The 25,876-nt window shown below is 48.1% G+C and carries 24 protein-coding genes, 2 pseudogenes, 1 CRISPR repeat array and 1 riboswitch; of the genes and pseudogenes, 17 read left to right on the top strand and 9 right to left on the bottom strand.

Features of this window, described 5'->3' with window-relative positions; translation table 11 throughout:
- The first annotated feature begins 80 nt into the window (after positions 1-80).
- The 7 genes from AWQ22_RS15200 (at position 81) to AWQ22_RS15170 (ending at position 7,523) form a co-directional block, all read left to right on the top strand.
- On the top strand, positions 81-995 hold the full coding sequence (locus AWQ22_RS15200; protein ID WP_181445701.1) for an iron-siderophore ABC transporter substrate-binding protein: 915 nt from the start codon (positions 81-83) through the stop codon (positions 993-995).
- A 399-nt stretch (positions 996-1,394) separates the two neighbouring features.
- Entirely contained in the window at positions 1,395-2,855 is a 1,461-nt protein-coding gene (locus AWQ22_RS15195) for an energy transducer TonB (protein ID WP_232321579.1), read from the top strand.
- Positions 2,856-2,920: 65 nt separating this feature from the next.
- Positions 2,921-3,826, top strand: a complete 906-nt coding sequence (locus tag AWQ22_RS15190; protein ID WP_065711844.1) for an MORN repeat-containing protein — start codon at positions 2,921-2,923, stop codon at positions 3,824-3,826.
- Positions 3,827-3,943: 117 nt separating this feature from the next.
- Positions 3,944-4,918, top strand: a complete 975-nt coding sequence (locus tag AWQ22_RS15185) for an iron ABC transporter permease (RefSeq protein WP_065712018.1) — start codon at positions 3,944-3,946, stop codon at positions 4,916-4,918.
- Positions 4,915-5,952 (top strand): iron ABC transporter permease, encoded by a 1,038-nt coding sequence (locus tag AWQ22_RS15180; RefSeq protein ID WP_065711843.1) that lies wholly within the window; start codon positions 4,915-4,917, stop codon positions 5,950-5,952. Before AWQ22_RS15185 ends, AWQ22_RS15180 begins: the two co-directional genes overlap by 4 nt.
- A 3-nt stretch (positions 5,953-5,955) precedes the next feature.
- Entirely contained in the window at positions 5,956-6,771 is an 816-nt protein-coding gene (locus AWQ22_RS15175; protein WP_065711842.1) for an ABC transporter ATP-binding protein, read from the top strand.
- 263 nt (positions 6,772-7,034) lie between these two features.
- On the top strand, positions 7,035-7,523 hold the full coding sequence (locus AWQ22_RS15170; protein WP_065711841.1) for a hypothetical protein: 489 nt from the start codon (positions 7,035-7,037) through the stop codon (positions 7,521-7,523).
- Positions 7,524-7,565: 42 nt separating this feature from the next.
- On the opposite strand, the gene AWQ22_RS16465 is transcribed toward AWQ22_RS15170, so the two are convergent.
- Positions 7,566-7,736: a hypothetical protein gene (locus tag AWQ22_RS16465; RefSeq protein ID WP_198166563.1), complete on the bottom strand. Its 171-nt coding sequence runs from the start codon at positions 7,734-7,736 to the stop codon at positions 7,566-7,568.
- 164 nt (positions 7,737-7,900) lie between these two features.
- Here AWQ22_RS16465 and AWQ22_RS15165 point away from each other — a divergent pair, with 164 nt between their 5' ends.
- A complete protein-coding gene (locus AWQ22_RS15165) occupies positions 7,901-8,143 on the top strand; it encodes an AbrB/MazE/SpoVT family DNA-binding domain-containing protein (RefSeq protein WP_030008115.1) in 243 nt (80 codons plus the stop codon).
- Between the two features lie 11 nt (positions 8,144-8,154).
- On the top strand, positions 8,155-8,481 hold the full coding sequence (locus tag AWQ22_RS15160; RefSeq protein WP_157094663.1) for a type II toxin-antitoxin system PemK/MazF family toxin: 327 nt from the start codon (positions 8,155-8,157) through the stop codon (positions 8,479-8,481).
- Between the two features lie 62 nt (positions 8,482-8,543).
- Here the strand turns inward: AWQ22_RS15160 and AWQ22_RS15155 are convergent, their stop codons facing one another.
- The 6 genes from AWQ22_RS15155 to AWQ22_RS15130 all read right to left on the bottom strand — a co-directional run bounded on the left by AWQ22_RS15155 (position 8,544) and on the right by AWQ22_RS15130 (position 15,192).
- Positions 8,544-9,080: a hypothetical protein gene (locus AWQ22_RS15155; RefSeq protein WP_065711839.1), complete on the bottom strand. Its 537-nt coding sequence runs from the start codon at positions 9,078-9,080 to the stop codon at positions 8,544-8,546.
- Between the two features lie 64 nt (positions 9,081-9,144).
- Positions 9,145-10,038, bottom strand: coding sequence for an ABC transporter substrate-binding protein (locus AWQ22_RS15150; protein ID WP_062436973.1), 894 nt, complete (start codon positions 10,036-10,038; stop codon positions 9,145-9,147).
- 59 nt (positions 10,039-10,097) lie between these two features.
- Complete coding sequence (locus tag AWQ22_RS15145; RefSeq protein ID WP_084449062.1) at positions 10,098-10,475, bottom strand: VOC family protein; 378 nt, start codon at positions 10,473-10,475, stop codon at positions 10,098-10,100.
- 113 nt (positions 10,476-10,588) lie between these two features.
- The gene (locus tag AWQ22_RS15140; protein ID WP_232321578.1) at positions 10,589-13,237 is read right to left on the bottom strand and encodes a TonB-dependent hemoglobin/transferrin/lactoferrin family receptor; all 2,649 of its coding nucleotides are present in this window, start codon (positions 13,235-13,237) and stop codon (positions 10,589-10,591) included.
- A gap of 99 nt (positions 13,238-13,336) precedes the next feature.
- Positions 13,337-14,173: an ABC transporter ATP-binding protein gene (locus AWQ22_RS15135; RefSeq protein WP_084449061.1), complete on the bottom strand. Its 837-nt coding sequence runs from the start codon at positions 14,171-14,173 to the stop codon at positions 13,337-13,339.
- Positions 14,170-15,192 carry an iron ABC transporter permease gene (locus AWQ22_RS15130; protein WP_065711838.1) on the bottom strand — a complete coding sequence of 341 codons (1,023 nt, stop codon included), beginning with the start codon at positions 15,190-15,192 and terminating at the stop codon, positions 14,170-14,172. Before AWQ22_RS15130 ends, AWQ22_RS15135 begins: the two co-directional genes overlap by 4 nt.
- Positions 15,193-15,706: 514 nt before the next feature.
- On the opposite strand from AWQ22_RS15130, the gene AWQ22_RS15125 reads away from it, so the two are divergent.
- Positions 15,707-15,904 carry a DUF2892 domain-containing protein gene (locus AWQ22_RS15125; RefSeq protein ID WP_065711837.1) on the top strand — a complete coding sequence of 66 codons (198 nt, stop codon included), beginning with the start codon at positions 15,707-15,709 and terminating at the stop codon, positions 15,902-15,904.
- Between the two features lie 54 nt (positions 15,905-15,958).
- Positions 15,959-16,492 carry a cytochrome b6-f complex iron-sulfur subunit gene (gene petC, locus AWQ22_RS15120; protein WP_065711836.1) on the top strand — a complete coding sequence of 178 codons (534 nt, stop codon included), beginning with the start codon at positions 15,959-15,961 and terminating at the stop codon, positions 16,490-16,492.
- Between the two features lie 315 nt (positions 16,493-16,807).
- Here petC and AWQ22_RS15115 read toward each other — a convergent pair whose 3' ends face one another.
- The gene (locus AWQ22_RS15115) at positions 16,808-18,088 is read right to left on the bottom strand and encodes an NAD(P)/FAD-dependent oxidoreductase (protein WP_065711835.1); all 1,281 of its coding nucleotides are present in this window, start codon (positions 18,086-18,088) and stop codon (positions 16,808-16,810) included.
- A gap of 361 nt (positions 18,089-18,449) precedes the next feature.
- A riboswitch (Fluoride riboswitch) is annotated at positions 18,450-18,529 on the top strand.
- A 99-nt stretch (positions 18,530-18,628) separates the two neighbouring features.
- On the opposite strand from AWQ22_RS15115, the gene AWQ22_RS15110 reads away from it, so the two are divergent.
- A complete protein-coding gene (locus AWQ22_RS15110; RefSeq protein ID WP_065711834.1) occupies positions 18,629-20,245 on the top strand; it encodes a sodium:proton antiporter in 1,617 nt (538 codons plus the stop codon).
- On the opposite strand, the gene AWQ22_RS15105 is transcribed toward AWQ22_RS15110, so the two are convergent.
- Positions 20,242-21,858 carry an alpha/beta hydrolase gene (locus AWQ22_RS15105; protein ID WP_257784306.1) on the bottom strand — a complete coding sequence of 539 codons (1,617 nt, stop codon included), beginning with the start codon at positions 21,856-21,858 and terminating at the stop codon, positions 20,242-20,244. The two genes, AWQ22_RS15110 and AWQ22_RS15105, sit on opposite strands and share 4 nt — an antisense overlap.
- A gap of 197 nt (positions 21,859-22,055) precedes the next feature.
- Between AWQ22_RS15105 and AWQ22_RS15100 the strand changes: the two are divergent.
- The 5 genes and pseudogenes from AWQ22_RS15100 to AWQ22_RS15085 form a co-directional block, all read left to right on the top strand.
- Positions 22,056-22,343, top strand: a pseudogene (locus AWQ22_RS15100) (IS4 family transposase); the annotation flags it as partial.
- A 106-nt stretch (positions 22,344-22,449) separates the two neighbouring features.
- A protein-coding gene (locus AWQ22_RS16595) for an IS1 family transposase (protein WP_397428282.1) occupies positions 22,450-23,159 on the top strand; the annotation gives its coding sequence in 2 pieces (ribosomal slippage) (positions 22,450-22,735 and positions 22,735-23,159; 711 coding nt in all).
- Positions 23,160-24,123: 964 nt separating this feature from the next.
- A pseudogene (locus tag AWQ22_RS16850) lies at positions 24,124-24,312 on the top strand (Fic family protein); the annotation flags it as partial.
- A 273-nt stretch (positions 24,313-24,585) separates the two neighbouring features.
- The gene (locus tag AWQ22_RS15090) at positions 24,586-24,906 is read left to right on the top strand and encodes a nucleotidyltransferase family protein (RefSeq protein WP_065711831.1); all 321 of its coding nucleotides are present in this window, start codon (positions 24,586-24,588) and stop codon (positions 24,904-24,906) included.
- Positions 24,899-25,240: a DUF86 domain-containing protein gene (locus AWQ22_RS15085; protein ID WP_030008170.1), complete on the top strand. Its 342-nt coding sequence runs from the start codon at positions 24,899-24,901 to the stop codon at positions 25,238-25,240. The genes AWQ22_RS15090 and AWQ22_RS15085 overlap by 8 nt, the downstream gene beginning before the upstream one ends.
- A 256-nt stretch (positions 25,241-25,496) precedes the next feature.
- Positions 25,497-25,823: a CRISPR direct-repeat array (repeat unit 37 nt; unit sequence GTTTCAGTCCCGTGGTCGGGATTTAGTGGTTGGAAAG).
- Between the last annotated feature and the right edge of the window lie 53 nt (positions 25,824-25,876).

Genomic DNA, 25,876 nt, shown 5'->3' with positions numbered 1-25,876 from the left:
AATGTTCTAATTTTGGTGGATAAGGCTGCATGTTCAAACCAAGGCGATTCATTATTTTTACACTTTTAACCTTCTGGTTGATGACCAGTTGCACTGGCGATCGCTCAGTTGAGACCAATCTGCGCCCAGACTGTCATCTGATGCAACACGCCCTGGGAGAAACCTGCGTTCCCCTAGAGCCTCAGCGGATTGTAACCTTAGGAGGAACAACCCTAGAATCTGCCTTGGCCATGGACATCCAGCCCCTAGCTGCCCAAACGGATGTCCTACTACACCTAGAAACACAGCTAGCAGACATCGAAATTCTCGGTTGGCCCCTCAACTTAGAAAAGATTGTCGCCCTGAAGCCTGATCTGATTATCGGGTTGGCCGATGGCCAAGAACAAACGACCTATGACTTACTGAGCCAAATTGCCCCCACGGTTCTCGCCAACAATCAAAATAGTGGCCATTGGCAAGAAATTGTTCGGTTTATGGGTGAGGTCTTCCAGGAACCCGAAATGGCGAACCGGGTCATCACAGATTATCAAGGGCAGATTACCAATCTAAAACAACAACTAGGTGAGCAACGTTCAGAAATAGAAGTATCAGTAATCCGTCTCTATCCAGACAAAATTAGCGTTTATCTCAAAGATTCGTTTATTGGCCAAATTTTGGCAGATATTGGTTTGGGGCGACCTGCAGCCCAAAATTTAGATCAAAACCAAGCCTTAGCCATCGTAGGAAACCCAATTCAGATGTCTCTTAGTCAAGAACGCTTACAAGATGCCGATGGGGATATTATTTTTGTCGTAGTTTATGATTACCAGCCTCGCATTGAAAAAGAGTCCCAAGCGCAGCTCAAAAAATTAGCAGATACTCCACTCTGGTCTCGTTTAGGAGCAGTCAAACAAGATCAAGTCTATCTGGTAGGCGGTCATTGGCTTGTTAGTGGCCCCCTTGCTGCCCAGGCAGTCATTGATGACTTATTATCTTTGGAATTTCTTGAAAACTAACTCGTACCAAACCTTGACCCACGGAAGGAGACTTAAGCAGTATCAGAAATTATGCTTTTGCTCTCTAGAATGTTTCTCTTTGAGAAAGGGAGGCATTATTTTGTCTGGTAATGTCTTGCAGTTGTAGCAGGTTAGGAAACTTTTTGGAAAGTCTCCAGGTATGGAATCACTTAAAGTTATCCAAAAATCTAGTACGTAAGACATAATTTGTAAGAATTGCCGTATTTTTGCCAGAAATTTACCAATAAACCCATTAACAATTGATTTTAGCTTTATTTTTCTAAAGCATCCTTGAATAACTTTATTTTGTTGAAGAATTTTTATTGAAATAAATTCTTATTACTGATAAGCTGTAGGTTGCTTTACAGTAACTTTGCAACTGATGGTAAGGAAAGCCCCATGAGTATGTCTGACCTTTGTCAGCAAGAGCGGCAAAATGAACAAGAAGTCCTGAAAAAATGGTTGGCCTGCGGGTTGACAGGCTCTGTTGTCCTCCACGCAGGGGCTTTGTTAGGGTTGCGCTGGTTACCCCCGGTAGAAACGGTCTCTACGGAACAACCGCCCTTAGAATTTATCGTCACTGAAACGCCGCCTGTTGAAGAGCCGGAAGTCACGGAAGAAACACCTCCAGAACCCCTGGACACTCTGCCAACATCTGCGGCAACTCCGAGTGTGCCTGCTCCAAGTGCAGTGACCAATAGCCCTGTGCCAATCCCCCAGCCAACGGTAACGGCTGCGGCTCCTACAGTTCGCCCCCAGGAAGCACCGCCAGAACCCCAGGTTCAGGAAACGACCTCTGAGCCAGAATCCCAGGAATCTGCGTCCGAACCGGAACCTCCGGTGTCCGAGGATGCCCCTGCTCCCCTATCGCCTGAAAATTCAAACCCATTGCGGGGTCAACTACAGGCCGCCGCATCAGGAGCCGAGCGCAATGCCACCACAAAGCCTGGGAGCACGGCAACCGGAGCGAACCGTTCTAAGCCAACAAGTCCTGGTGTTTCCTCCGCCCCCCTTAGTGCAGCCAATAATGCAGGTCTCCGTGGCAGCCTGCAGAACGAAAATCGCCAAGGTAATCCCAACACAAACAGTAGCGGTAGGCCCGGCAATCAAACAGCAGCCCAACGGTCTGCCCCAACTCGCCCAAGCAATAATCCCCCTGCGGCCCCTGTCGCATCTGGAGCCGGTTGTTCTGCCCCCAGCCAACCGCAGTTTCCTGCTTCCCTTGCCTCTAGGGGAATTGAGGCAAGACCTGTGGTTGAGGTGATTACAAGTACAAATGGCAGTGTGGCCCAAGCAAGAATCCTGCGCTCTAGTAATTACTCAGCCCTTGATCAGGCGGCCCTCTCCGCTGCCCGGGGCATTCGTTGTCCCAGTGGTGAACAGCGGCGGGTACGTTTAGCGATTAACTTTGCGCAACCGGGCACTGACTTTGAACGGGAGGCTAAACAGCGCCAAACGGAAGCAGAGGAGCAACGCCAAGCTGAACTGGAATGGCAGCGACAAGCCGAGGCCGAACGTCAACGCCAGGCGGAATTAGCGCGCCAACAACAAGAACAACAGGAAAATCAAGCCCAAGAACAGCAACGCCAGGCGGAAGCCGAGCAACAAAGACAGGCCGAGGCCGAACGACAGCAACAAGCAGAAGCGGAAAGGCAGAGACAGGCGGAAGCTGAACGTCAACGCCAAGTCGAACTAGAACGGCAGCGTCAAAGACAAGCTGAACAGGAAAGACAACGCCAGGCTGAGCTTGAGCGTCAGAGACAGGCGGAAGCTGAACGTCAACGCCAAGTCGAACTAGAACGGCAGCGTCAACAGCAACAACAGCAACAGGCGGTACCCACATCGGAAACGGGTGGTTAGGTCTGATTGGTTCGTATGTTTTGAGTCATTACTTTATTTGAATATTTGAAGATTGCAATTAGATTATGGTCATTTACAAGACATTTTTTTCTTTGGGTTTAGCAGCTTTAGGCACTCTCTCTACAGGGGCGATCGCCAATGCAGTGACTATCTCTTTACCGAATGGTGGCCAATGCGAAGGGGAACTGGTGGAAGGTCAACTTCAGGGCCAGGTTACTTGTGAATATGGCAATGGCGATCGCTATGAAGGCGAATTTGTCGCGGGGCAAAAAGAAGGGGAAGGAATCTACACTTTTGCGACGGATGGCCGCTATGAAGGGGAATTCCAAGGTGGACAGATCCAAGGCGAAGGTATCCGAGAATATGCCAATGGCGATCGCTACGAAGGCGAATTTGCAGCAGGACAACCCCATGGCCAAGGCACTTTTACCACTACCGATGGCGGCAGCTATACTGGCGAATTTGTTGCCGGGGTACCCAGCGGTGAGGGGACTTTCACCTACCAAAATGGCGATCGCTGTACGGGTACAGTTGTAGAGGGAAATCTTACGGGGCCGGGTTCCTGTGAATATAGCAATGGCGATCGCTATGAAGGCGAGCTAAAAAACGATCTCCCAGATGGGGAAGGAACATTTACCTTTAGCGATGGCAGCCAGTACACCGGAGCAGTGGCCCTCGGCGCAATTACCGGCCAAGGGGTTTATACCCTCGCCAATGGCAATGAATATGCTGGCGAATTTGTGGGTGGTAACTTTGTGGGCCAAGGCACTTTTACTTACCAAAATGGCGATCGCTGTGAAGGGGAGTTTGCCGATAATCTGCTCAACGGCCAAGGGGTCTGTGAATATGCCGATGGTGATCGCTACGAAGGCAATTTTCAAAATGATCTTTACCAGGGGGCCGGGGTTTATATTTTCAGCGATGGCACCCGCATCGAAGGCACCTGGGATGAAGGGGAATTAGTTGAATAATATTCCTATTTCTGATTTTTTTTAAGCTTGCCCTATGCCGTTTCGGTTGATTTTTCAATTGTTGTGACCCAAACCAATTTTTTTTCCGCTTTATTTTTACCCCGATCAATACGTCTCATGGGAGGTTTATTGATCAGCTTTGCCCTACTTCTGGTGAGTTTTTTAGCTAGTCTGAATTTTGGGGCGGCTGATATTTCTGTGGCAGAAATTTATGGGTCAATTTTTCAATTTGATGGGTCAACGGAACAGCTTGTGATTCGGACAGTCCGTTTACCGCGATCGCTCATTGCCTTGGTGGTCGGTTCGGCTCTGGCCGTTGCGGGGAGCCTGATGCAGGGGATTACCGGAAATCCTTTAGCTTCTCCGGCGATTTTGGGGGTAAATGCGGGGGCGGCCTTTGCGGTGGTGTTAGCGACGTTAATCGGTGGGGGGGCTTCTATGAATCTTTATGCGGGTTTTGCTTTATTAGGTGCGGGTTTAACGGCGGTTTTAGTCTATGGCTTTGCGTCCCTGGGTCGGGGTGGGGCTTCGCCGCTCAATTTGACCTTGGTGGGAGCTTCTTTTACCGCTTTTCTCGCGTCCATGACCAGCGGCATTTTAATCGTCAGTCAACAAACCCTAGATCAAATTCGTTTTTGGTTAGCGGGTTCGGTGGCCGGTCGAGATCTTGATTTGCTTCTCCAGGTTTTGCCCTATTTAGTGGTGGGTTTATTGCTTTCTTTGAGCCTTGGTAAACAAATCACCCTGCTCAGTTTGGGGCAGGATATGGCCCAGGGATTGGGACAAAATACCCTCGTGATTAAGGTTTTGGCGGCGGTTTGTGTGCTGCTGTTGGCTGGGGGGAGTGTGGCGATCGCCGGGCCGATTGGCTTTGTGGGACTGATTGTGCCGCACATGACCCGATTTTTGGTGGGGACGGAATACCGCTGGATCTTGCCCTATGCAGCGGCAATGGGCGGAATTTTGCTGCTGTGGGCGGATATTCTGGCGCGGTTGCTCATTCAACCCCAGGAATTGCCCGTTGGTTTGGTGATGCCCCTCCTTGGTGCGCCATTCTTTATTTACCTGATTCGTGCCAAGGTGAAACGATGAATAAAACGCCCCTTACTGTGCGGCCTCATTTTTTGCCCGTTTCGTTGCAGTTAGACCGACGGGTGCCCTTGGCGATCGCCTTTTTATTCCTAAGTACCCTCGCGGCGATGATCATCAGCTTGGGCGTGGGGGAATTTTTTATTCCGCCCCTTGAAATTCTCCAAACATTACTGGGTTTTAACGGCGATAGTGATGCCAGCTTTGTCTTGTTGACCCTGCGTTTGCCCCGAATTTTAGTGGCCTGGCTGGTGGGAGTGGGCTTGGCGATCGCCGGGACAATTATCCAGAGCTTAACCCGCAATCCCTTAGCGGAACCGGGCATTATCGGCATCAATAGCGGTGCAGCCTTGGCAGCGGTGAGTTTAATTGTGATCTTTCCGGGCGTGTCTGTGGCGGTATTACCCCTCGCGGCCTTTGGTGGTGCCCTGGCGGTGACGGTGTTGATTTATCTGATCGCTTGGCAGGGAGGCAGTTCACCCTTGCGACTCATTTTGGTGGGCATTGGTTTCAATTTGATTGCGGCGGCCCTGACCAATTTACTCGTCACCTTCGGCAACATCAATCAAGTTTCCCAGGCGTTGGTGTGGCTGGCGGGCAGTGTCTATGGGCGCAGTTGGGAGCAGGCGATCGCCCTCGTGCCGTGGATCGTGATCGGCAGTAGTGTGGCTTGGTTCATGAGTAAAGAATTAAACGGCTTTCATCTCGGTGATGACCTCGCCCAAGGTTTAGGGGTTTCCATCGAGGTGCGACGGGGATTATTAATCTTGGTCAGTACGGCCTTGGCCGGGGCATCGGTGGCAACGGCGGGGGCCATTGGGTTTGTCGGCTTAGTTGCACCCCACATTGCGCGCCAGTGGGTCGGCAATGTTCACCAAGGATTATTGCCGACTGCGGCTTTGATGGGCGGCTGCTTGGTGGTGGTGGCGGACTTGATTGGTCGCGTTTTATTTGCGCCCTTGGAATTGCCCTGTGGCATTATTACCGCGATCCTTGGTGCCCCCTATTTTCTCTATTTATTGATCAAACAACGTTAAACCATGAGCCAACTGAGCGCGAAGCAACTCACCTTAAATTACGGCAAGAAGACAATTGTCGAGCAGTTTAATCTGGCGATTCCTGCTGAAAAAATTACGATTTTAGTAGGGGCGAATGGCTCAGGCAAATCAACGCTGTTGCGGGGTTTAGCGCGACTACTTCCCCCAAAACAGGGCAATATTTACCTCGATGGTAAGGCAATTCAAAAGTATTCTAATCAGGCGATCGCCAAACGGCTGGGCATTCTCCCCCAAAATCCCACGGCCCCGGAAGGGCTAACGGTGCGGGATCTTGTTGCCCAGGGCCGCTATCCCCACCAAACTTGGTGGCAGCAGTGGTCAAAGGAAGATGAATATTACGTCGAAAAAGCGTTGCAAATTACGGGAATGCAAGAATTTGCAGACCGGGATCTGGATACTCTGTCTGGTGGCCAACGGCAGCGGGCTTGGATTGCGATCGCCTTGGCGCAAAACACTGACATTTTATTACTGGATGAACCGACAACTTTCTTAGATTTGGCTCATCAAATTGAAGTTTTAGATCTGCTGTTTCACCTCAACCGCACGGAGGGTAAAACCATTGTGATGGTGCTCCATGAGCTAAATCTGGCCTGTCGCTATGCAGATCACCTCGTCACGATTAAAAACGGCAAACTCTACAGCCAGGGCCACCCCAGCGAGGTAATGACCCAAACGATGGTGGCGGATGTGTTTCGGTTGCAAGCGGAAATTATCCCCGACCCGATCACCCACACGCCGATGTGTATTCCCATTTCCCAAGGCGATCGCCAACTCGTCAAAGATCATCAGAAATATTAGGCGATCGCCACTGGTGAGGAGATTAAGATTGTGAGTCTTTAATCTGCTGTTGAAGTCATTCGGTGCAGATATTAGGAGCAAAGTCTGAAAAATGAAAGGTAACGTGATGATTCATCCTTTTATACTTAGTGTAAAGAAAAGTGATCTTTGTCAACTAAGATTTAAAAGTATACGCTAATATTTTTTTACGAAAGATTATGGAGTTGATTTATATATAGGCTTCTTGCTTCATGTAAAAAAATAAAGTAAGCGTTAAATAAATAATGATAGACAAAGATACTTGGTATTCTGTTTGGATTTTGTTGACATTTCTTCTTGGTGTTGGAAATTTAATCTACAACTACTATAATAATAAAAAAACGACGTTTATCAATACTGTCACAAATCAGCGGATTAAATGGATTGAGTTACTTAGGAAGGAAATAGGATTATTTCTAGGCTATACTCATACTTGGTGTATGACTCCAATTGACGATACAGCTAAAAAAGTAGAAATATTAAGTGAGCTTGATCAATTAAAATATTTGATTCAATTGAGACTTAACCCAGACGGAAAAAATGATCGTGAAATTGTAAATCTGATCGAAAAAATAACTAAACTAACACATGATTCTAAAATTGATGAGCGACAAAAAATAATGGAGGAATTAATAATTGTTTCTCAAAAACTTTTAAAAGAAGAATGGGAAAAAGTAAAACATGAATCAATTAATGGGAATTTGAAACATAATCTGTTTTCTCATCATAGTTAAAAAAATGCAGATTCTCAAAATGATCACCAATTATAAAATCTTCTAAATTGATTGTAGCGATCGCCGAATCGCTTCGCACTGCTCTGGATCATATTGCCAACGTTGTAAAAAATCTTGGTAATCTCCTGAGCCAGCTTCGAGGGTTTGCAGCAGGCGTAATCGCTCATTTCTAAAAATGACATTGCGCTGTTCCAGTTGCTTGAGAAGATTCAAAGAGCGTGTTTTGACCCGTTCCGAACCCTGCTGCTGGTTATAGTCACCGTTGCGTCGGTGGGCGATCGCCTCTATAGAAAACAGGTCAGCTTTAGCACTAACGACTTTGATAATGATCGTGTTGTATACTCAATGTATAAACACTGTATTTGGAGATCCCCCACATGATCACCCAAAAAATCACGAAATGGGGCAACTCTTTTGGTATTCGTTTGCCTCAATCCATGCTCCAGCAATGCGGTTGGCAGGAAGGGGAACAGGTGACGATATCAATGGAAAACAACCAAATTATTTTGAGCCTTGCTCGACCAAAATATAGCCTTGCGGAATTACTCAAGGATGCAAAACCTGAAGCACAGCATTCTGAAGTGGATTGGGGGGAAGCCCAAGGAGAAGAGTCTTGGTAAAAATTAACGGTATGGTTCCTAAGCGGGGGGATATTATTTTTCTCGAACTGAATCCCCGCACAGGTAGTGAACAATCAGGTTATCGTCCGGCGATCGTGATTTCTCCTGAGGAATATAACCGTATTTCTAATCTGACCCTAATCTGTCCAATCACGAGTAAAGAAAAAGGCTGGGTGTTTGAGGTGAAACTTCCGCCTAATATCAAAACCCAAGGCGTCATCCTGGTCGATCAAATCCGGGCGGTGGACTGTCGAGCCAGGAAAGCAAAAATTGTGGAACAACTTCCCCTTGACACTCTTAATGACGTACTCGCGAGGTTAGAGCCTCTTTTGATTTAGGTCTGTCCTGTTCTACCAAAGTTTTCAATCAAAATTCACCTGACCTCGCTAGCTGTAATCCCCTAAATGAGTTGCAGCGATCGCCGAATCGCATCACATTGCTCTGGGTCATATTGCCAACGTTGTAAAAAATCTTGGTAATCTCCTGAGCCAGCTTCGAGGGTTTGCAGCAGGCGTAATCGCTCATTTTTAAAAATGACATTGCGCTGTTCCAGTTGTTTGAGGAGATTTAGAGAGCGTATTTTGACCCGTTCCGAACCCTGCTGCTGGTTAAAGTCACCGTTGCGTCGGTGGGCGATCGCCATGGCCGTAGACATCGCCACATTTTTCACCAAAATCTCGTAGATGTGTTCAGCCACCTGGGTGAACCCGTCCAGAAAAATCGCTGGCGGTTGATCCGCAAGGGGGCTATTGCCCGTTAAATAACTCACAAAAAAGCCCCGCACCCCATCCCGGTAACTCAATAACGCCTGCATCTGCGCCAGAATTTTCGCATCCGTTAATTTTTGGGATTCAACCTGTTCGAGCCAGGTTTGGGTAAAGGCGATCGCCTCCGGGAAAGAAAGGGCGTTGAGATCTGTGACATTTAAAGCAGTCATGGGATAAATTTGTCCAAAATTGTGGAATTTTTACAAGACGAACAAGGCCGAGTGGGGGCAGTGCCTAGGTGATACTTTGGAGCTTTTCGCAGGTGCTTTGAATTGCCTCAAGGCCCCCCGGATTTACCAAGCCATAATAATCAAAAGTATAAATGCGATCATTTTTCACGGCTGCTAAGTCCTGCCAAAAAGGAGCCGATTTGAGCTGATTGATCGAATCGTCCCCCACATCCACCATGATTAACATTTCAGGGTTAGCGGCCAAGACTTTTTCGGGGGAAAGGGTGACGTAACCCTGCTGGGGACTATCGCCCTGGAGATCAGCGACGAGATTATTTAACTGGAACCGTTGCAAAAGATCTCCGGCCCAACTCTCCTTATTAGGAGCAAGCATCGGCTGATTACTGACTAAAACCAGAGTCGGATCGTCTGGAGAAGCACCTTGGGGCACGCATTGAGCGTAGCTTTGGAGTAGGGGCGTCGGGTCAGTTTGGGTTTTCTCGGCGAGGGTTTGGGTTAATGCTTCAAGCGATCGCCAATCGGGGACAGCAGTGGCGAGGGTTTGAATGCCCAACTCCTCCAATCTTGCTAACACTTGATCATGGAATCCCGTTGCACCAACGACTAAATCTGGTTTCAAGGCAACAATTTTTTCGAGGCTGGGGGGCGTTTGCCCTTCGCTGACCGTGGGCAGTCCCGCAAAGGTGGGGTTGTTTGCCAATAAACGGCTTCCCGGAATTCCCACTAATTTTTCTGCATCGAGACGGGCAATAATATCCGCTGACAGGGAAGTGAGGGCGACAATTTTGGTGATCGTTTCCGGTTCGGTGGTTGCTGCATTGCTAATCTCCGGGGCAGTTGGGGCGATATCCGCAACATTCGACGGACTTTGGCTGCAACCGACCATTAACAGCAACAAGGACAGGCTTAGGCAACGTTTAAAATAGGGCATTTGCATCGTAATTCAATTAGGAGAACTAAAAAAAACGTGGGGTGTGAGGCGGCGAAAGAAAGGAGTTATTTTGAAACGGTAGAGACAGCAACCGGTTGCAGGAGACTAATTAACTGCCCCTGGGGACTGCGCACTGCGGCCACTTTGCCAAAGGAAGGTTCCCGCACACGACCTTCGAGGCTGCCACCGAGGGCTTCGAGTTGGGCGATCGCCCCGTACACATCCTCTACACAAAAACTGAGAATGGGAGTGCCGCCCGTTTTTGGCGGTTCCGCAACACTGTGAAAAGCAATAGTGGTGCCATTGGCTTCCACTTCCCCCCAGGTGGGACTTTGGGCCTTGATCGGTAGCCCTAACCCCCGATGGAAAAAGTCAATAGCAGCGGCCACATCTTCAACCATCAACATGACGTGACGAAATTGAGCAGTAATCATTTCAGACATGGATTGTCTCCAATAGGTAAACAACAAAATTGAGTAAAAACAGCGAAACGAAGAGCGAGCGATACAGCAAAAACATAGCGATTGATCCCTGGAAAATTAGGGTGAAACCAAGCTTAGAATTGCCACGTCAACCCAGCCCGCAGACTAATTCCCGGTTGGGCATAGCGGGCAATATCAACGGGTTCTGGCGAATTCAAGAGGGGCCGGACGTCGGAATAGAGGAAATATTGGTTGTTAAATAGATTAAAAATCCCCGCATTCAGCTTGAGGTTTGAATTGATGTTGTAATAGCCCAACAGATCCACCACGGCATAGCCCTCTGGACTGTAGGAACCCGCCGGGCGATCGCCCCGGAGTCGAGGCTCACCGACCAAAGTGGCAATGAGATCTGTACCCCACCGATCTTCCTTTGCTCGATAACGTAGTCCCAATACCGCTTTGAGGGGTTCTACGCTTTCAAGGGGTTCATCATCTTCTAGGTCATCCCCCACCGTGAGGCCCAAACTACCGATCAGACTAAACCCATGGGGTTGCTCGCTAAAGCGATATTCCCCGGCCAGTTCGACACCGTAGGTGCGGGCAGCACCGACATTTTGGGATTGGAACAAATTCACCAAATTGCCGTTGATGAGTGTTGTACCTGCATTGGCAAAGGTTTCAATAAAATTTTCGTAATAGCTATAGAAACCCGTCACACTAAAATTCCCCCGGGGAAAATCACCACGAATTCCTAATTCAAAGGTGTCGCTGGTTTCCGGTTTGAGATTCGGATTTGATAGGGTTTTATAGCGGAAGAAAGGACTGGTTAAATTTGTAAAACCGGCATTGATTTCACTGTACAAAGGTGATCGGAAGCCCCGGGCGTAACGACCAACTAGGGCAATTTCTGGGGAAGTTTGCCAAACAAACCCTAGGTTAGGGGAAAGGGCAGAATCACTAAAGTCAGCAGCTTCGGCATCGAGACTGTTGCGTTGGTAAAGCTCGTCAATAGTAGTATCGAGGCGATAGGTGTCATAGCGCAGACCAGGCAAGAGAGTAAAGGTATCCGAAAGGGCCATTTCATTTTGCAGATAGACGCCAAAGCGGGTGGTTTCCGAATCTGGGAAATCTTTTACCGGGAAATTATCGCTACCTACTTGGTTGGTCGTGAGGGTGACATTGCCAGCACTATCAAAGCGAGTTTCTAGGCCGTCTCTGGTTCGCTCATTATTTGTCTTTGATAAATCGAAGCCATAGGTCAAACGGTTATCAATATTGCCCCAACGGAAATTACTTTGGAGCTGTACTTCACCGCCAAACAGTTCGTCGGTAAAGGTATTGCTGAGATTACGGAAACGTCGTTCTGTCCCGGCAAAATTTAAAAAGTCCTGGGTGCGCAATTCATCAACACCAGCATTTTGGTAATAAACTTGCGCCTTGGCATTATCAATGAAACCCTCTCCGTCGGGGTTGTCGTAGAGATAGGCAAGGCTGTATCGTTCGCGGTAGGAATCGGCTTCTAGGGTTTCGTTTTGACCTTGGAACCCCCGGGGGCCTTGGAGCAGGGCCGCAGTAATCGGGGCGACTTGGAATTCATTGGTACTGCGGAAAATTTCGGTGGTGAAGGCCAGGGTAGAATTTTCACTGAGCTTGAAATTTAACTTCCCAAGGAAATTATCGCGATCGCCATAGCGGTCATCGACAAATTCATTTCCTTCGGGGAGGTGGGCCTCAAATCCACTGCGTCCGGTATAGCCAATTAATGCTTCAAGGGAATCGGCCCGGAAGGCGGTCACTGCGCCATAATTGAGGCTTTTGTCGGTGGTTTCAAAGCCGGTGGAGATGCGCGTAAAGTTATTTTTATCGGTTAAAGCGAGGAGATCGCTGGGATCAATGGTTTGGAAACTAACTACCCCACCGAGGGCATCACTGCCATAGAGAGCAGAGGCCGGGCCACGAATAATTTCTACCCGTTGCAAGCTATCAAGATCCACATAATCTCGCCCCAGGGCCGGAGTGCCAAAGGTAAATTGAGTTGGGATGCGAATACCGTCATTGAGAATCAGCACCCGATTGCCGCCTAGACCGCGAATGTTGACATCTTGCAGGCCATAGCGTCGGTCATTTCCCACAGAAACATTGGGTTCGTAGCGGACAAGATCTCGCAAATCTTGCACGAGATTATCATCAATTTCTTCGGCATCAATGACACTAATCGAGCCGGGGGTACGACTCACCAGGCGCGGCGATCGCGTGCCCAATACCGTAATTTCGAGTTCTTCGACGGGCATCGCATCTAGATCCAAGGGCATTTCCGTCAAATCTGCCATGTTGTCCTTGGTTGCAATGGTAGCCATGGTTTCGAGGGAGACAGCGGTTGTGGGTAATTCCCCTTGACCCTGGACAATAATTTCCAGGCGATCGCTCTCTTGCTGTGCCACTGTAATGGCGGCAATATCGGCGGTTGGTGCGGTAAATTGCCAAGTTTGACCATCGGGGAGGGCAAGGATAGCGGGTTCGATGGTTGCAACCAGATCTATTCCCCGCTGAATGAAAGGTTGACCAGGCAAGGTTAAGGGTTGTCCCGCCACCGTTTCGAGAATGATATTGACACGATTGGGCCGGGTATCGAGGCGGATGCCGATGATAGTCACGGGTTGGGCTTGGGCCAACTGGTTCGTTTCAGGATTTGTTTGGGCGATCGCCTTGTCTGGGGACATCCAAAACATCAACGGCACCAAGCCACATAAAGCTAGACCATAACGCAGAGGATAACGCTTCATAGATAAATCAGTTAATAAGTATAAATAGATGTAATTTCAATGGGTAGAGCACGATCTGATGTAAACAAAGACAAAATTCGAGCGGAATTAGCGGTGTAATTAAACCGAGGTTGGCCCCAAAACGCAGATTTGTAAGCCCACGGGGGTCGGTATCGTCACTGCTTCCACCCCAAAGCCAAACCGGAGATTTTTCGGGGTCATCACCGCAGCGGGTGTCCCTAGGGCAAAGAGTTTACCGTCCTTAATCATGGCGAGGCGATCGCTGTAACGGGTCGCTAAATTGAGTTCATGGAGAACGGTGACAATAGTCAAATTTTGCTGGCGGTTTAACTGCTTGAGCAGTTCCAACAGCTCCAGTTGATAATGAATGTCCAGAAACGTCGTGGGTTCATCCAAGATGAGAATTTTTGGCTTTTGGGCTAGGGCCAGGGCGAGAAAAGCCCGTTGACGTTCTCCGCCAGACAGTTGCATTACAGGGCGGTGAGCAAACTGACTCAGTTGGGTCTGGGCTAAGGCTTGGTCGATCTGAGCTTGATCCGCCTCGCTGTATTCCCACTGCCACCAGTTCTGGTGAGGCGCTCTCCCTAAGCCGACCAATTGCCGCACTGTTAATCCTGCGGGAACCCGAGATTGTTGGGGTAAAATCGCCAGACTGCGGGCCACTTCCTGGGGTGATCGCCGCTGAATGGCCTTGCCATCGAGCCGCACAACGCCCCCTTGAGGTTTTAGAATCCGACTGAGGAGCCGCAATAACGTTGATTTGCCGGAACCATTGCCCCCGACTAAACTCAACCATTCCCCTTGGTAGATCGTTAAATTTACATCCTGCACCACAGCCCGCTGGCCATAGCCCCCAGCTAAGTGTTTCGCCTCCAGGGGAATTGAAACGACAGGAATATCAGAAGCTTGCTCTGCCAATTCTGGTGATAGGGTCATGCCTTTGCTCCTTTTCCTCTTTGGTACAGTAAGGCAATAAATAAAGGCGATCCCAACAGTGCCGTTACGGCCCCCACAGGCAACTCTACCGCCCCAGAGCGAGATAGGAGATCCGCCAAGGTTAGAACCCATGCCCCAGCCAGGGCCGAGAGGGGCAAAATCCAGCGGTAGTCTGCTCCTACTAAGAGCCGTACACCATGGGGCACCACCAGACCCACAAAGCCAATGAGACCGGAAATACTGACCGCACTAGCCGCCAATAAGCTGGCAATGCCGCCAATCAGTAACCGCGATCGCCCTAGGGAAACCCCCAGGCCCACCGCCGCATCATCACCGAGATTAAGCAAATTTAAAGACCGCCCTAATAGACAGCCGATAATTAAGGCCACACTCAGATAGGGCGCAACTAGGCTCAAATCCTGCCAACCACGACCATTGAGGCTACCGATTAGCCAATTGAGGGCCGCCTGGATGCGACTATCATCCGCCAAAAGAATGAGGGTGGTTTGCACTGCTCCAAACAGAGAACTTACCGCCACCCCCGCCAGTACCAGACGTTCTACCGACAGGCCGCCGCCCACATAGCCGAGTCCATAGACTACCGCCGCGGTGACCAAAGCCCCCAGCCAAGCCCCCAGGGGAATCCAAATCGCCAAGACATTGAGGGTAATAAAGGCGATCGCCACTAAACCAGCCCCCGCTGAAATACCGAGGATAAACGGATCGGCGAGACTATTGCGGAGTAACCCTTGGAGGAGCGCACCGGATAACCCCAAAGCAGCCCCCACTACCAAGGCCACCACAATACGAGGTAACCGCAAGTCCCAAATAATCGTTTGAAACATCGGGTCTCCCTGATGTCGCAACGCTTGCCAAACTTGATCTGGCCCCATGGAGACGGCCCCCTGACATAGGGCAACAATACTCGTAATTACCACTAAGACAGCAAGTAGCACAGATGTCCACGCAATCCGCTGTTGAGAATAATCCTGAATTGAAAACTGAAAACACCTAAGCATCGATCTAAATAGTTGAAATTTAATAGCAAAAATTAAAGTCCACTGATAAACAGCCCAGAAATATTGACTGGGCCTAGGACGTTTTAAAACCTTAGAAAAATAACCGTCGATGACTTAACTGAAATAAAAACCCCATGGCCCATTAACCGCGATTGACTAATGTCATGGGGTTGATGACATCTCCCTGAAGTTGCAATTAATTGGCATTAACTTAGAGACTTTAGTGGATCATTCTTGTCCTGTCAAGCAAACTACTAGAAATCTTTTTCAATTAAAGCTGGATCGACATCACTAGCTGCCCAAGTCAGGTCAGAACAAGATTTAAGGCGTTTTGCGCTGAATTCTGCTTGGGCAAGTGGACAAACCAAAACAAGCTAAAAATATTGACTACATAACTAATTAGCTTTATATTGATAAATAGGTCAGATGTCAGCCAAAAACAATCTCAATATGTTCGCAAGAGACTTGGCTCCATCGGCTCTATTGCTCAACCTTTCGGTCGGAGATCAACAAAATGTTTAACAATGTTGGCACTGGCGATCGCCTCATTCGCCTTTTATTCGCAAGCGTCCTGGCTTACTTGGGCTTGTTTATCTACAGTGGCTCTGTCCTCGGCACTGCTTTGGTGGCCGTTGCCGCAGTGCTGACGATAAGTGCAGTGTTGGGTTTTTGTATGCTCTACGGTTTACTCAAGATCAATACCCGTCAGTAGCCTCTATTTTGTTTAGCAATTCAGCAAATTTTATTGAAGCAAGGAGCATGATTCATGGAAAATAGTTTGCCCATCGATAGCCCTTCCCTTTCCCGGCGGCAATTATTAAACTTTCTCACAGGTGCAGTGGTTGCCAGTACCATTGGCCCCGCCCTTTATCCCGTCGCAAAATTTTTTAGTCCCCCTAAAGAAGTGGGAGCAGATGGATCAATTCTTGCCAAAGATATTAATGGTAATTTAATTCCAGCAAGCCAGTTATTGGCCGAAGCACCAGGCACAAGAGCCCTAGTCGCCGGGTTAGCCGGGGAACCCACTTATCTCACAATCCAAGAGGACGGTACCCTTCATCCCTGGGGTATTGTCGATAACTGCACTCACCTGGGTTGTACCTTTCCGTGGAATGAAAATGACGATCAGTTTCAATGTCCCTGCCATGGTTCCCGCTATGATGCCGAAGGTCGTGTGGTTCGCGGCCCAGCACCGCTTCCCCTACGGCTTACCCACATCTATTTAGAGGGAGATTATGTCCGCATTGCCCCTTGGGTAGAACTTGATCCACGTACTGGCAAAAAACCCTGGTGGGTTTAATGACTTTCGGTTTTTAAAAACTTTCCTGCGTGCAATTCAGCACAGTTAAAAGATGCTCAAAAAGTTAAATTTTGCATCTTAACTAAAACTGTGCCCTTCTTATTTCTCAAAATAATTTCAGTGAAGCAATCAAGTACGAATTTAAACACACATTTATTAAGTAAATATAATCCACTAACTGCATTATTAAAACTGAATCTAAAACACTAATTTTGTCTTTTTTTTAAGGCTCTATTAATGAAAATTTTAGCCTCTAAGAATATTATCCTAGATCTCGATTTTCCCAGTATTAAAAAGACACAATTTTCACTGCACTTAGTCTAGAGGAAGGGGACGCACAAGCTGCAATCCCAATGCCTTTAAGCCCAGTTTCTCAAACCAAGGTATCGTTAGACCCCAACGCATTTTCGTCAGGAAAAACAGTTCAAAAAGGGTTTTGCTCCAACTCACCCACCGTCCTTCGAGGGCGACACAGCGGCGACGTTTGACCATGCCTGGTTCTCGCTGTACCGGATCGGCGATGAAGATAATGCCGCGATCGCCAAAATCACTCATGCAAATTGCGGCGAGGGTCGCCGTGACCGGAGCACCCAGATTGGAGTTAAGCTGTCGGGCAATATTGTGGGCGGCGGCCATCCCCATCGCCTCCGTCATTTGTCCCGTTTTCGGTAGACCCGTGGGGATCGGCGTGGCTTCATGGGGCGTTAGTTCAACAATCACCCCCGCCGCATACACGGAATCGAACTCTGGATGTTGATAGGTGGGCAAGACGGGAATAAACCCCTGGGAATTGGCGATCGCCGGACAGTCCCGCAAAAAAGTAGGCCCCTGGAACGACGGCAAAACCATACTGTAGGCAAAGGGTAGCTGTTCCCCATCCGCCAAACAAATCATATCCGGTTTAATGGCGGTAATCTCAGCATTGGCACGGGTCGCAATATCCTGTTGCTGGAGAACCTGCTCGACCAATTCCTGCGAGTGGGCCATGCCCCCAATCCCCAAATGACCCAAATAGGGTTCTGGGGTGACCAATGTGATCGGTACCTGCTCCCGCAAACCCAACCGTCGCAGTTGCCAATCTGCCAACAGCGCAAACTCATAGGCCGGGCCAAAACAACTTGCCCCCGGTGCTGCCCCCACGACCAATGGGCCTGGATTTTGGATAAATTTTTCCCAAGCTTGGTGGGCAAGCAGCGCATGGTGAGGATTACAAACTGACTGGGTAAAGCCTGTCTCTGGGCCGAGACCCGGTAAAGCATCGAGATTTAAAGCTGCGCCCGGCGCAATCACCACATAGTCATAGTCAATTCGTTTTGCGTCTGACCCAATCAAAACATACCTTTCCTGGGGATTAATCTGCTGCACAGCCCCCTGTACCCAATGCAGACCATGGCGACGGGCCAACGCTGGCAAGGGTAATTGCACCTGATCTAATCTTTTTAGACCAAGGGCCACCCAAGGTAAAGAGGGAATAAACGTAAAGTGGGGTGTATCAGCAATGAGGGTAACAGTGTGGTCGGTAGTCAACAGGTGCCTCAGTTCATAGGCCGTCGGCAGACCACCAATACCAGCACCGATTACAACAATATGAGCCATGCAATTTAGGAGGATGCAGTGAGTTTGGCGAGGACAAATCAGGTAGAAACTAGGTGTTTGTCCAAGCTTAATTTGCGGGGGGCAATACCCAGGGCCAAGCCAATGAGTTCAGTATGTATAGAATGGGCTACTTACCACTTACATTGTAGGCTCTCTCGCTGTCTGGTTAATGGAATTCTAAGTTTGTTAAACAGTAATGGACAGACAAAAACGACTGGACGGACGGTGCGGATTTTGTTCGCCTAAAAATTAATCTCACCAATGCCGTAACCCACTGCAATAAGATTAATCTCTAAGTTTTTCGAGGATTTTGGTGCAGCAGACTTCCTTAGGGTCAATCAGTCAGTTTTTGTGATATAAATTTAGCGATGGTGATGGAGCTCACCGAAACCGCCTAGGATTTTTTTTTATTGCACCTCGGCTAATGGCTCCTACGCTTCCGACTTGTGGTGAAGCAGTAGGGCTGTTTTGATCTAGGCTGCACTAATTTTTTTCGCTACAAGTCACGTTGATTAACCACCCTAACGACAACGTGATCCCATGTTAGAGAGTATTATTTGGATTCTTTTACTCGGTTTTTTTGGGGGGCAAATCGCCCAACGGCTCAGGATTCCGGCCCTGGTAGGAATGGTGCTTGTTGGTATTGTCCTCGGCCCCCAGGTGGGGAATGCGATCGCCCCAGAAGTTTTAGCGATCGCCGCTGATCTGCGGACAATGGCGGTGATGGTGATCTTGATGAAAGCGGGTCTGGGCCTCGACCGGGAGAAATTAGCCCAACAGGGTAGTGTTGCCCTCCGCCTCGGTTTTTTACCTGCGACCTGTGAGGCGATCGCCATTATGTTGATTGCGGTGCAACTTTTCCAATTTGATTGGGCGACGGGGCTGTTGTTGGGATGTGTGCTGGGGGCCGAATCACCGGCGGTGATCGTCCCAGGAATGCTGCGGCTAAAGAGTCTCGGTTGGGGCGTCAAAAAAGGGATTCCCGACGCAATTTTAACGGGGAGTGCCCTGTCTGATGTGCTGTTGCTATTAGTGTTTAGTCTGCTGCTGGCCTTTCTCACCCAAACCACGGCGACAGGGGTGACATTAATCGGGAGTTTAAGTTTGAGTCCCTGGCAATTGCTGCCACTGCAAATCGTGACTCAAATTAGCCTTGGTGTTGTCCTCGGTTGGGTGACGGCGCGCCTGTTGGTTTCCCTGTTAGCGCGACAAAATTGGACAGATAATGCGGTGCAAGATGGGTTGATCGCCGCTGGTGTGGCGCTACTGTTGGTCATTGGGGCGGAATATTTACCGATTTTCTCTGGTTATCTGGCGGTGATGGGGACGGGTTTTTTCTTAATTGAGTTAGATGCACCTTTGGCCCGTCGCCTGCGGGGAAGTTTTGATAGTTTGTGGGCGATCGCCCAGATTATTCTCTTTGTTTTGCTAGGGGCCAGTATCCAATTGGATGTCCTCGGTGATACGTTCTGGCTGGGTCTCTTGGTGTTGGCGGTCGGTACGTTAGGGGGGCGATCGCTCGGCTGGTATCTCTCGACCCTGGGGAGTAACTGGACTGGGCGAGAGCGACTTTTTTTGCTGCCTGGTAACTCTGCCAAAGCGACGGTGCAAGCGGCCATTGGGGCGATTCCCCTCAGCCAAGGCGTTGCTGGTGGTGAAATTATCCTCGCTTTATCGGCCCTCTCTATTTTGGTGACAGCTCCCCTCGGTGCCTGGGCAATTCCCACCTTTGCCCCCAAACTCCTCGAACGGGGCGACATTGACCCGACTAAAGTTTCCGTAAATCGCCGCACTGTCCTCCTGGCTGCCGTAGACACATCGCCCCTGGCCCAGCAAATTTTAATCAAAACCGCTGAATTGGCCCGTCGTAGCGATGCGGAGGTGATTGTTCTCCATGTGATTCGCACCGATAACCCGGCTGAGTTGCAACGGCTGCGACAACAGACCCGCCGTAACCTTGCAGACATCCGCTATCAGTTTATCGCAACCCCAGGGCCAGTCCCCGCAACGATTATGGACATTGCCCATACCCATCAAGTGAGCGAAATTATTATGGGTAAACGCAACCATCACCCGCCCAATAACTTGCTGATCGGTTCGGTATCCCAGGCCATTTTAGAAAAAAGCCCTTTACCTGTGGTGATTATTGAAGCCTAATTAATATCGATCTGATTTTCTTGTTTGAATTCGGCGATCGCCGCTTCTAACTCCGGCAACGAATCTTGGGTAATCATGAACGTTTTAAATTCTTCATTTTGGCTGAGGTACTGCCCATAGGCCGGATCTAAATAGGTGCGGTACTGGTCATCCTCGGCCGTGTAAACCTGGAAAAATGCAAGGGCGATCGCCTCACTATAATCATTCAACAGTTGGGGGCTCGGTAGATTCAAACGGGGAATGCGATCAAGCAAACCCGTAATCCCTAGATCGAGGCGAGAAATATCCACATGGGCTTGACCCTCCTCCAGGATTAAATATTTTTGCTCACTGCGAATCCACGGAAACGAACGCACCTGCTCAAAAATAAAGGGCGTCGCCGGATCATAGCTCCCTGCCACCACCGCAATGGGAATCTCGATTTGACTTAACGCCGCTTCCCCAAAAATACTGGCATTAACCGGATTTGCTGCAATCACCGCCTGGATCCGTTGATCCCGAAAATTATAATTCTCCGGAGAAAGCTGCAACGCCCGACATTGCAACAACAACGCATTATTAAAAATGCCCCATTCCGCCGCACAATCCTCATTCAACTGCTCAAAATTTGGCGTCGGAAAGTCTCCAGCTACCGCTAAAGCTGTATAACCGCCGTAGGAGTGACCGTAAATTCCCACATTTTCTAAATCCAACCGTCCCCCAAACTCAGTGTCATTGCGCCGTTCCAACTCGTCCAACGTAAAACTAATATCGAGGGGGCGATTCACAAATTCCTGCAAATCAGACACCTGGCGCTGGTAACCCACCGCAAATTCCTCCAGATAGGCCAAATCGCTCCCCGGATGTTGCGGTACCACCACCACAAACCCATAACTGGCCAAGTGTTGCGCCAAATTACGATGCTTTTCGGGGGCAGAGGCTAATCCATGGGAAATCAAAATAACAGGCACTTTCTCCCCCAAAGGTTTTTGAGGACGATAGATCTGGGCATAAAATTGGCGATCGCGTTTTTGATCAGCCAACTGCCACGTCTCCATCTCCACAGCGAACATTCCCAGCTTTCTCAAATCAGAGCGTTGCCCATAATCAGCCACCGCCGCAAATTTTGCCTCCTGCTTAGCCAATTGTTCAACTTCCTCAATAAACCGTTCTGTTCCCGCTAGAATCGTGGAGACATTTTCCGCAAAACCAAATAATTGTTCTAAATCAACCTGAACATCAACCCCCAAATTATCCAGAACATTTAATAACGTCAGGCCATTTTCCTCAAAGGCAGATTTAATAATTGCCCCCCGCAGCGCGTACTTGCCATTACGTCCTCCACGAATATTGACCACTTGACCAAAAGATTCTAATAACCTTTCCCCTTCATCGGTTTTTAAACTGCGAGCCAATAGCACCGGATCAATGTCAATTTTTCGGGTGAGAGCCGTTTGCAGTAATTGACGTTCTTCTGCATCTGCCCCCACAATATCCAAGTAAAATTTCAGGTCGAGGGGAACATTCCCCGTTGCAGCAAAACTTTTCAGGGAGTCAATCTTTAAAGATTCCATCAGTGGGCTGTAGATAAAATAAATCTTTTCAGCAGCCTGTGATGACGCGCCCAAAGCCATAATGGGAATCAATCCCAAACCTAGACTAAAGATCCAAGATGTAATTTTATTTGCCTTTTTTCCCACAATTATCACCCTGTTGATTATTTAGATAAACTACCGATTATAAATATCGATATCTCAATACGGGACAAAAAGCTTGAAAAGAATTAAGAGAGAGGGTTTGATCGAAATAAGCGCAAATTAATTAACCCTTCATGAATCAGATTAGCGAAATTCGCCGCCAATTGCGACCTCATCTCGGATGCCATGGAGCCAGACTGTCATTTATCGCCCTCTTCCTGATAGCACTGTTCCGGGCCAAAATCGTCAATCTCGCTGAACTTGCCACCGTTTGGGGAGGCAATGCAGCAGAAGAATTTAACGACAAACGCATGCAGGGATTCTTTCAGTCCTTTGACGTCAACATGGACACAATCACCAGGATGGTGATGAACATTGCAGCTATCCCGCAATCTTGAGTTTTAAGCATCAACCGCACTAACTGATCCTTTGGAGCAACGGATTTCAATATCTTGATGCTTTGTTGGTGGTACTAAAAGGGTAATGACGGTTTTGTTAAGGTAGAACGGAAGTCATTGACTCCGACCCATGCCTCAATGTCCCAGCTGTCAATCCCAACATACAGTCAAAAATGGGCACATCCACAACGGTAAACAGCGCTTTCTCTGCAAGCAATGCGGTCGTCAATTCGTGGAACATCCCACCAATAAACTCATTGATGCTGAAACCCGCGCTCTGATTGACCGTCTGCTTTTCGAACGTATTTCGATGGCCGGCATCGCCAGAGCTGTTCAAGTTTCTGAACAATGGCTGCAAAATTACGTCAATATGAAAGCAGCACAAGTACCAAGAAGGGCCAAAGTTGTCCCCAAAAAAAGGGGTCTTTAAAGGTGCAGTGTGACGAACTCTGGTCTTTTGTTGACCACAAAGGCAATAAACAGTGGGTCTGGCTGGCCCTTGACGTTCAAACCCGGGAAATTATTGGTCTGCACGTTGGTTGCCGTGGTCGAGAGAGTGCAAAAGCACTGTGGGCGTCATTGCCTGGGGTATATCGGCAATGTGGAGTCTTCTACACGGATGAGTGGGAAGCCTACCGTGGCGTATTCCCTTCAAAGCGTCATCGGGTGGTTAGCAAACAGAGTGGTAAAACCAGTTATATTGAGCGCTTTAATTGTACTGTGAGGCAAAGGATGTCACGGTTTGTGAGACGCAGTCTAGCCTTCTCCAAGTGTGTATTTAATCACATTGGACTATTGTGGAATTTCATCCATCACTACAATTCCTCATTACCCCTTTAGTACTACCATTTTTTCCTCCTACTGATGAAGAGAAATTGCCCTGAACAGCACGGATAGAAGTGATTTATTTGTTACACAACTTCATAATGGTTCGTCTGTAGAAGCTGTGATTGTCTTGGGCTGGTCTTGGTTCGGGGAGGGCGAATTTTTGCTGAGAATTTTCTCTTGTTGATGCTTAGGCTGAAAAGTAAACTTGTATTACTGTTTACTCTGATGGTTAATTGCTGGTTATCCACTGGGGGTTGGGTGGTATTTTGCTAACATCTGGATAGGTCAATGCAGGTTCTATTCGCAATAGTTGTTGAATAATCCCGGTTTCTTGAGAATCATCAGCAAACAACAGGCAATGAGCCACCTAGCCATGGGCAAAGCGCCATCAACTTCTGACTGTCTAGCCACGGAATCAGAAGCACGCTCTGCCGTTTATCCTCTAGTCAAACCAAGGAAATTTCCCCACACCTGACGCACCTCTGGAGGTTTTTTCTGGCGGAGGCAAAATCGCTGGCACCAGAAACTGATTTCCTTGGGTCGGAAAATGGCAGAAATTTTTGAATGTGTTGGCGATCGCCCATACAACTTTGAAAAAAGTGAGTAATCAAAACAGATATTTTGTTCGTTTCAGTCGTAATTCCTATTGAAATAGGAGGCCCGTATTCTATATCCTTGCCATGGGCATCGGGTCGTTCACCAGCGAGGCCATCTAATGTCCTATCAGCCGCCCTTCACCATTACCCCCCAAATCATTAACCAGATCAGTATTATCTCTCAGCAGATCGGGGCACTCGACCATTCGCCTCTTACCTCCTCCCCAGCGAAAGCCTGATCAAATAGCACCCCATTCATTTGCTTTATGCTGGATATCATTAATACAACCCTGCGCCAAAACCTGACATTCTCCAGTCCACTATCAACAACAAAAAATAACCCAGGCGATTAAGTAAATGATCAAGCCGATCAAGTAAAACAACTCCTTGCCATTATGGATGACCAATTTTGGAGCACTAATGCTCTAATGGAATCTTTTTCTCTCACCCGTAAACCCACCTTCCGCAAAAACTATCTCTATCCCGCGATCCAGGCTGGGCTAGTGGTGATGAAATATCCGGATAATCCCCGTCATCCCCAGCGAAAGTACAAAAAGGTAGATGGGTAAGTTTGTCGCTATGCCAGGAATAGCATCACCTCCAACGAAATTACAAGCATCAATCGAACTCCTGGCGCTAGACGCAGCGTATCTCTTTGCCCCTGGTGCAAGATGCGAGTGGTTGAAAAGTGTACCCAATTGTAAGGATGGATCGCTAACAGTGGGACGTTTCAGTCCCGTAGTCGGGATTTAGTGGTTGGAAAGTTGAGTTCCCAGGAGCATTACAATTTAACATTCATGAATCGTAATTGTATTTTATCCGCTACTACCCATACTCTAACTATGACTAAACAACAGACAGCCTGTTCTTCAGTAATAACATCAGAACAAGTTCTTGAAACGCTGAGGAACTATCCCAATCTCTTTGAAGAGTTTAGTATTAAAACTCTGGCATTATTTGGGTCAACTGCTCATAATCAAGCCACAGCGACCAGTGACTTAGACTTTGTTGTTGAATTTCAAAATGAAACAACCCTTAGCTTGTACATGGACTTAAAGTTTTTCCTGGAAGAATTATTTAATAAACCGGTTGACTTAGCAACCAAAAAGTCTTTAAAAGAAATCATTCGTGAACAAGTATTGAATGAGGCTAAATATGTCTAGGAGCCTTAAGCTTTACCTCAATGATATTCTAACAAGCATTGACAAAATCCAGGAATATAGTGAGGGTCTGGAAAAAGAAGCATTCTTAAAGCACTCACTTATCTTTGATGCAGTGACCCTTAACCTACAAATCATTGGAGAAGCCAGCAAGAAAATCCCAGAACAAATCCGAAATCAGTATCCACATATTCCATGGCGAAACATCATTGGCCTGAGAAACATTATTGCCCACACATACTTTTACTTGGACGAAGACATTCTTTGGCACACTATCCAGCATGAACTGGAACCACTACAAAAGTGCATCCAGGAACTCTGGGATAAAGAAGCATAACTAACCAAGGCAAAACAGAAAACAGTTTAACCTTTGTCCTCCAACTTCCCGATGCAGTAAACCATAGTCATCATCGACATCAATGTCCAAGTACCATCAAAGCCTACGTTAATTCGATGGCGGAATTCAGCCTCAGACTCATTGGCGTTATATGCCTTAATGAGTTCCATGTAGTCACGGTAAACCCAGTAACTCCAAAAGATAGTAGAGGCCAGAAAGAATAAGGTAAAGAAACGAAACAAGTTTTAAGAAATATGTTTCAGTCCCGTGGTCGGGATTTAGTGGTTGGAAAGCTTTGCGGTAGGGGACGAAGATGAAACGATCATCGAGGTTTCAGTCCCGTGGTCGGGATTTAGTGGTTGGAAAGTCATTGCAGCCAAATTTAGCCCGTTCTAGCTCTAGGGTTTCAGTCCCGTGGTCGGGATTTAGTGGTTGGAAAGCTTCGAGATATTCGATCCCTTTCCCCTGTACTTGTTTCAGTCCCGTGGTCGGGATTTAGTGGTTGGAAAGCAGAAGGGTGAAGATAAATCCGCGCTTCAATGAACAGTTTCAGTCCCGTGGTCGGGATTTAGTGGTTGGAAAGTGTTAGAATTCCTGGTTCCTTGGCGGGTTAAATTGTCGTTTCAGTCGTCGTGT

This window comes from Picosynechococcus sp. PCC 7117, from assembly GCF_001693275.1.
Taxonomy (GTDB): domain Bacteria; phylum Cyanobacteriota; class Cyanobacteriia; order Cyanobacteriales; family MRBY01; genus MRBY01.
Note: the sequence above shows the minus strand (reverse complement) of the source record. Positions and strands in the feature narration are given on the sequence as shown.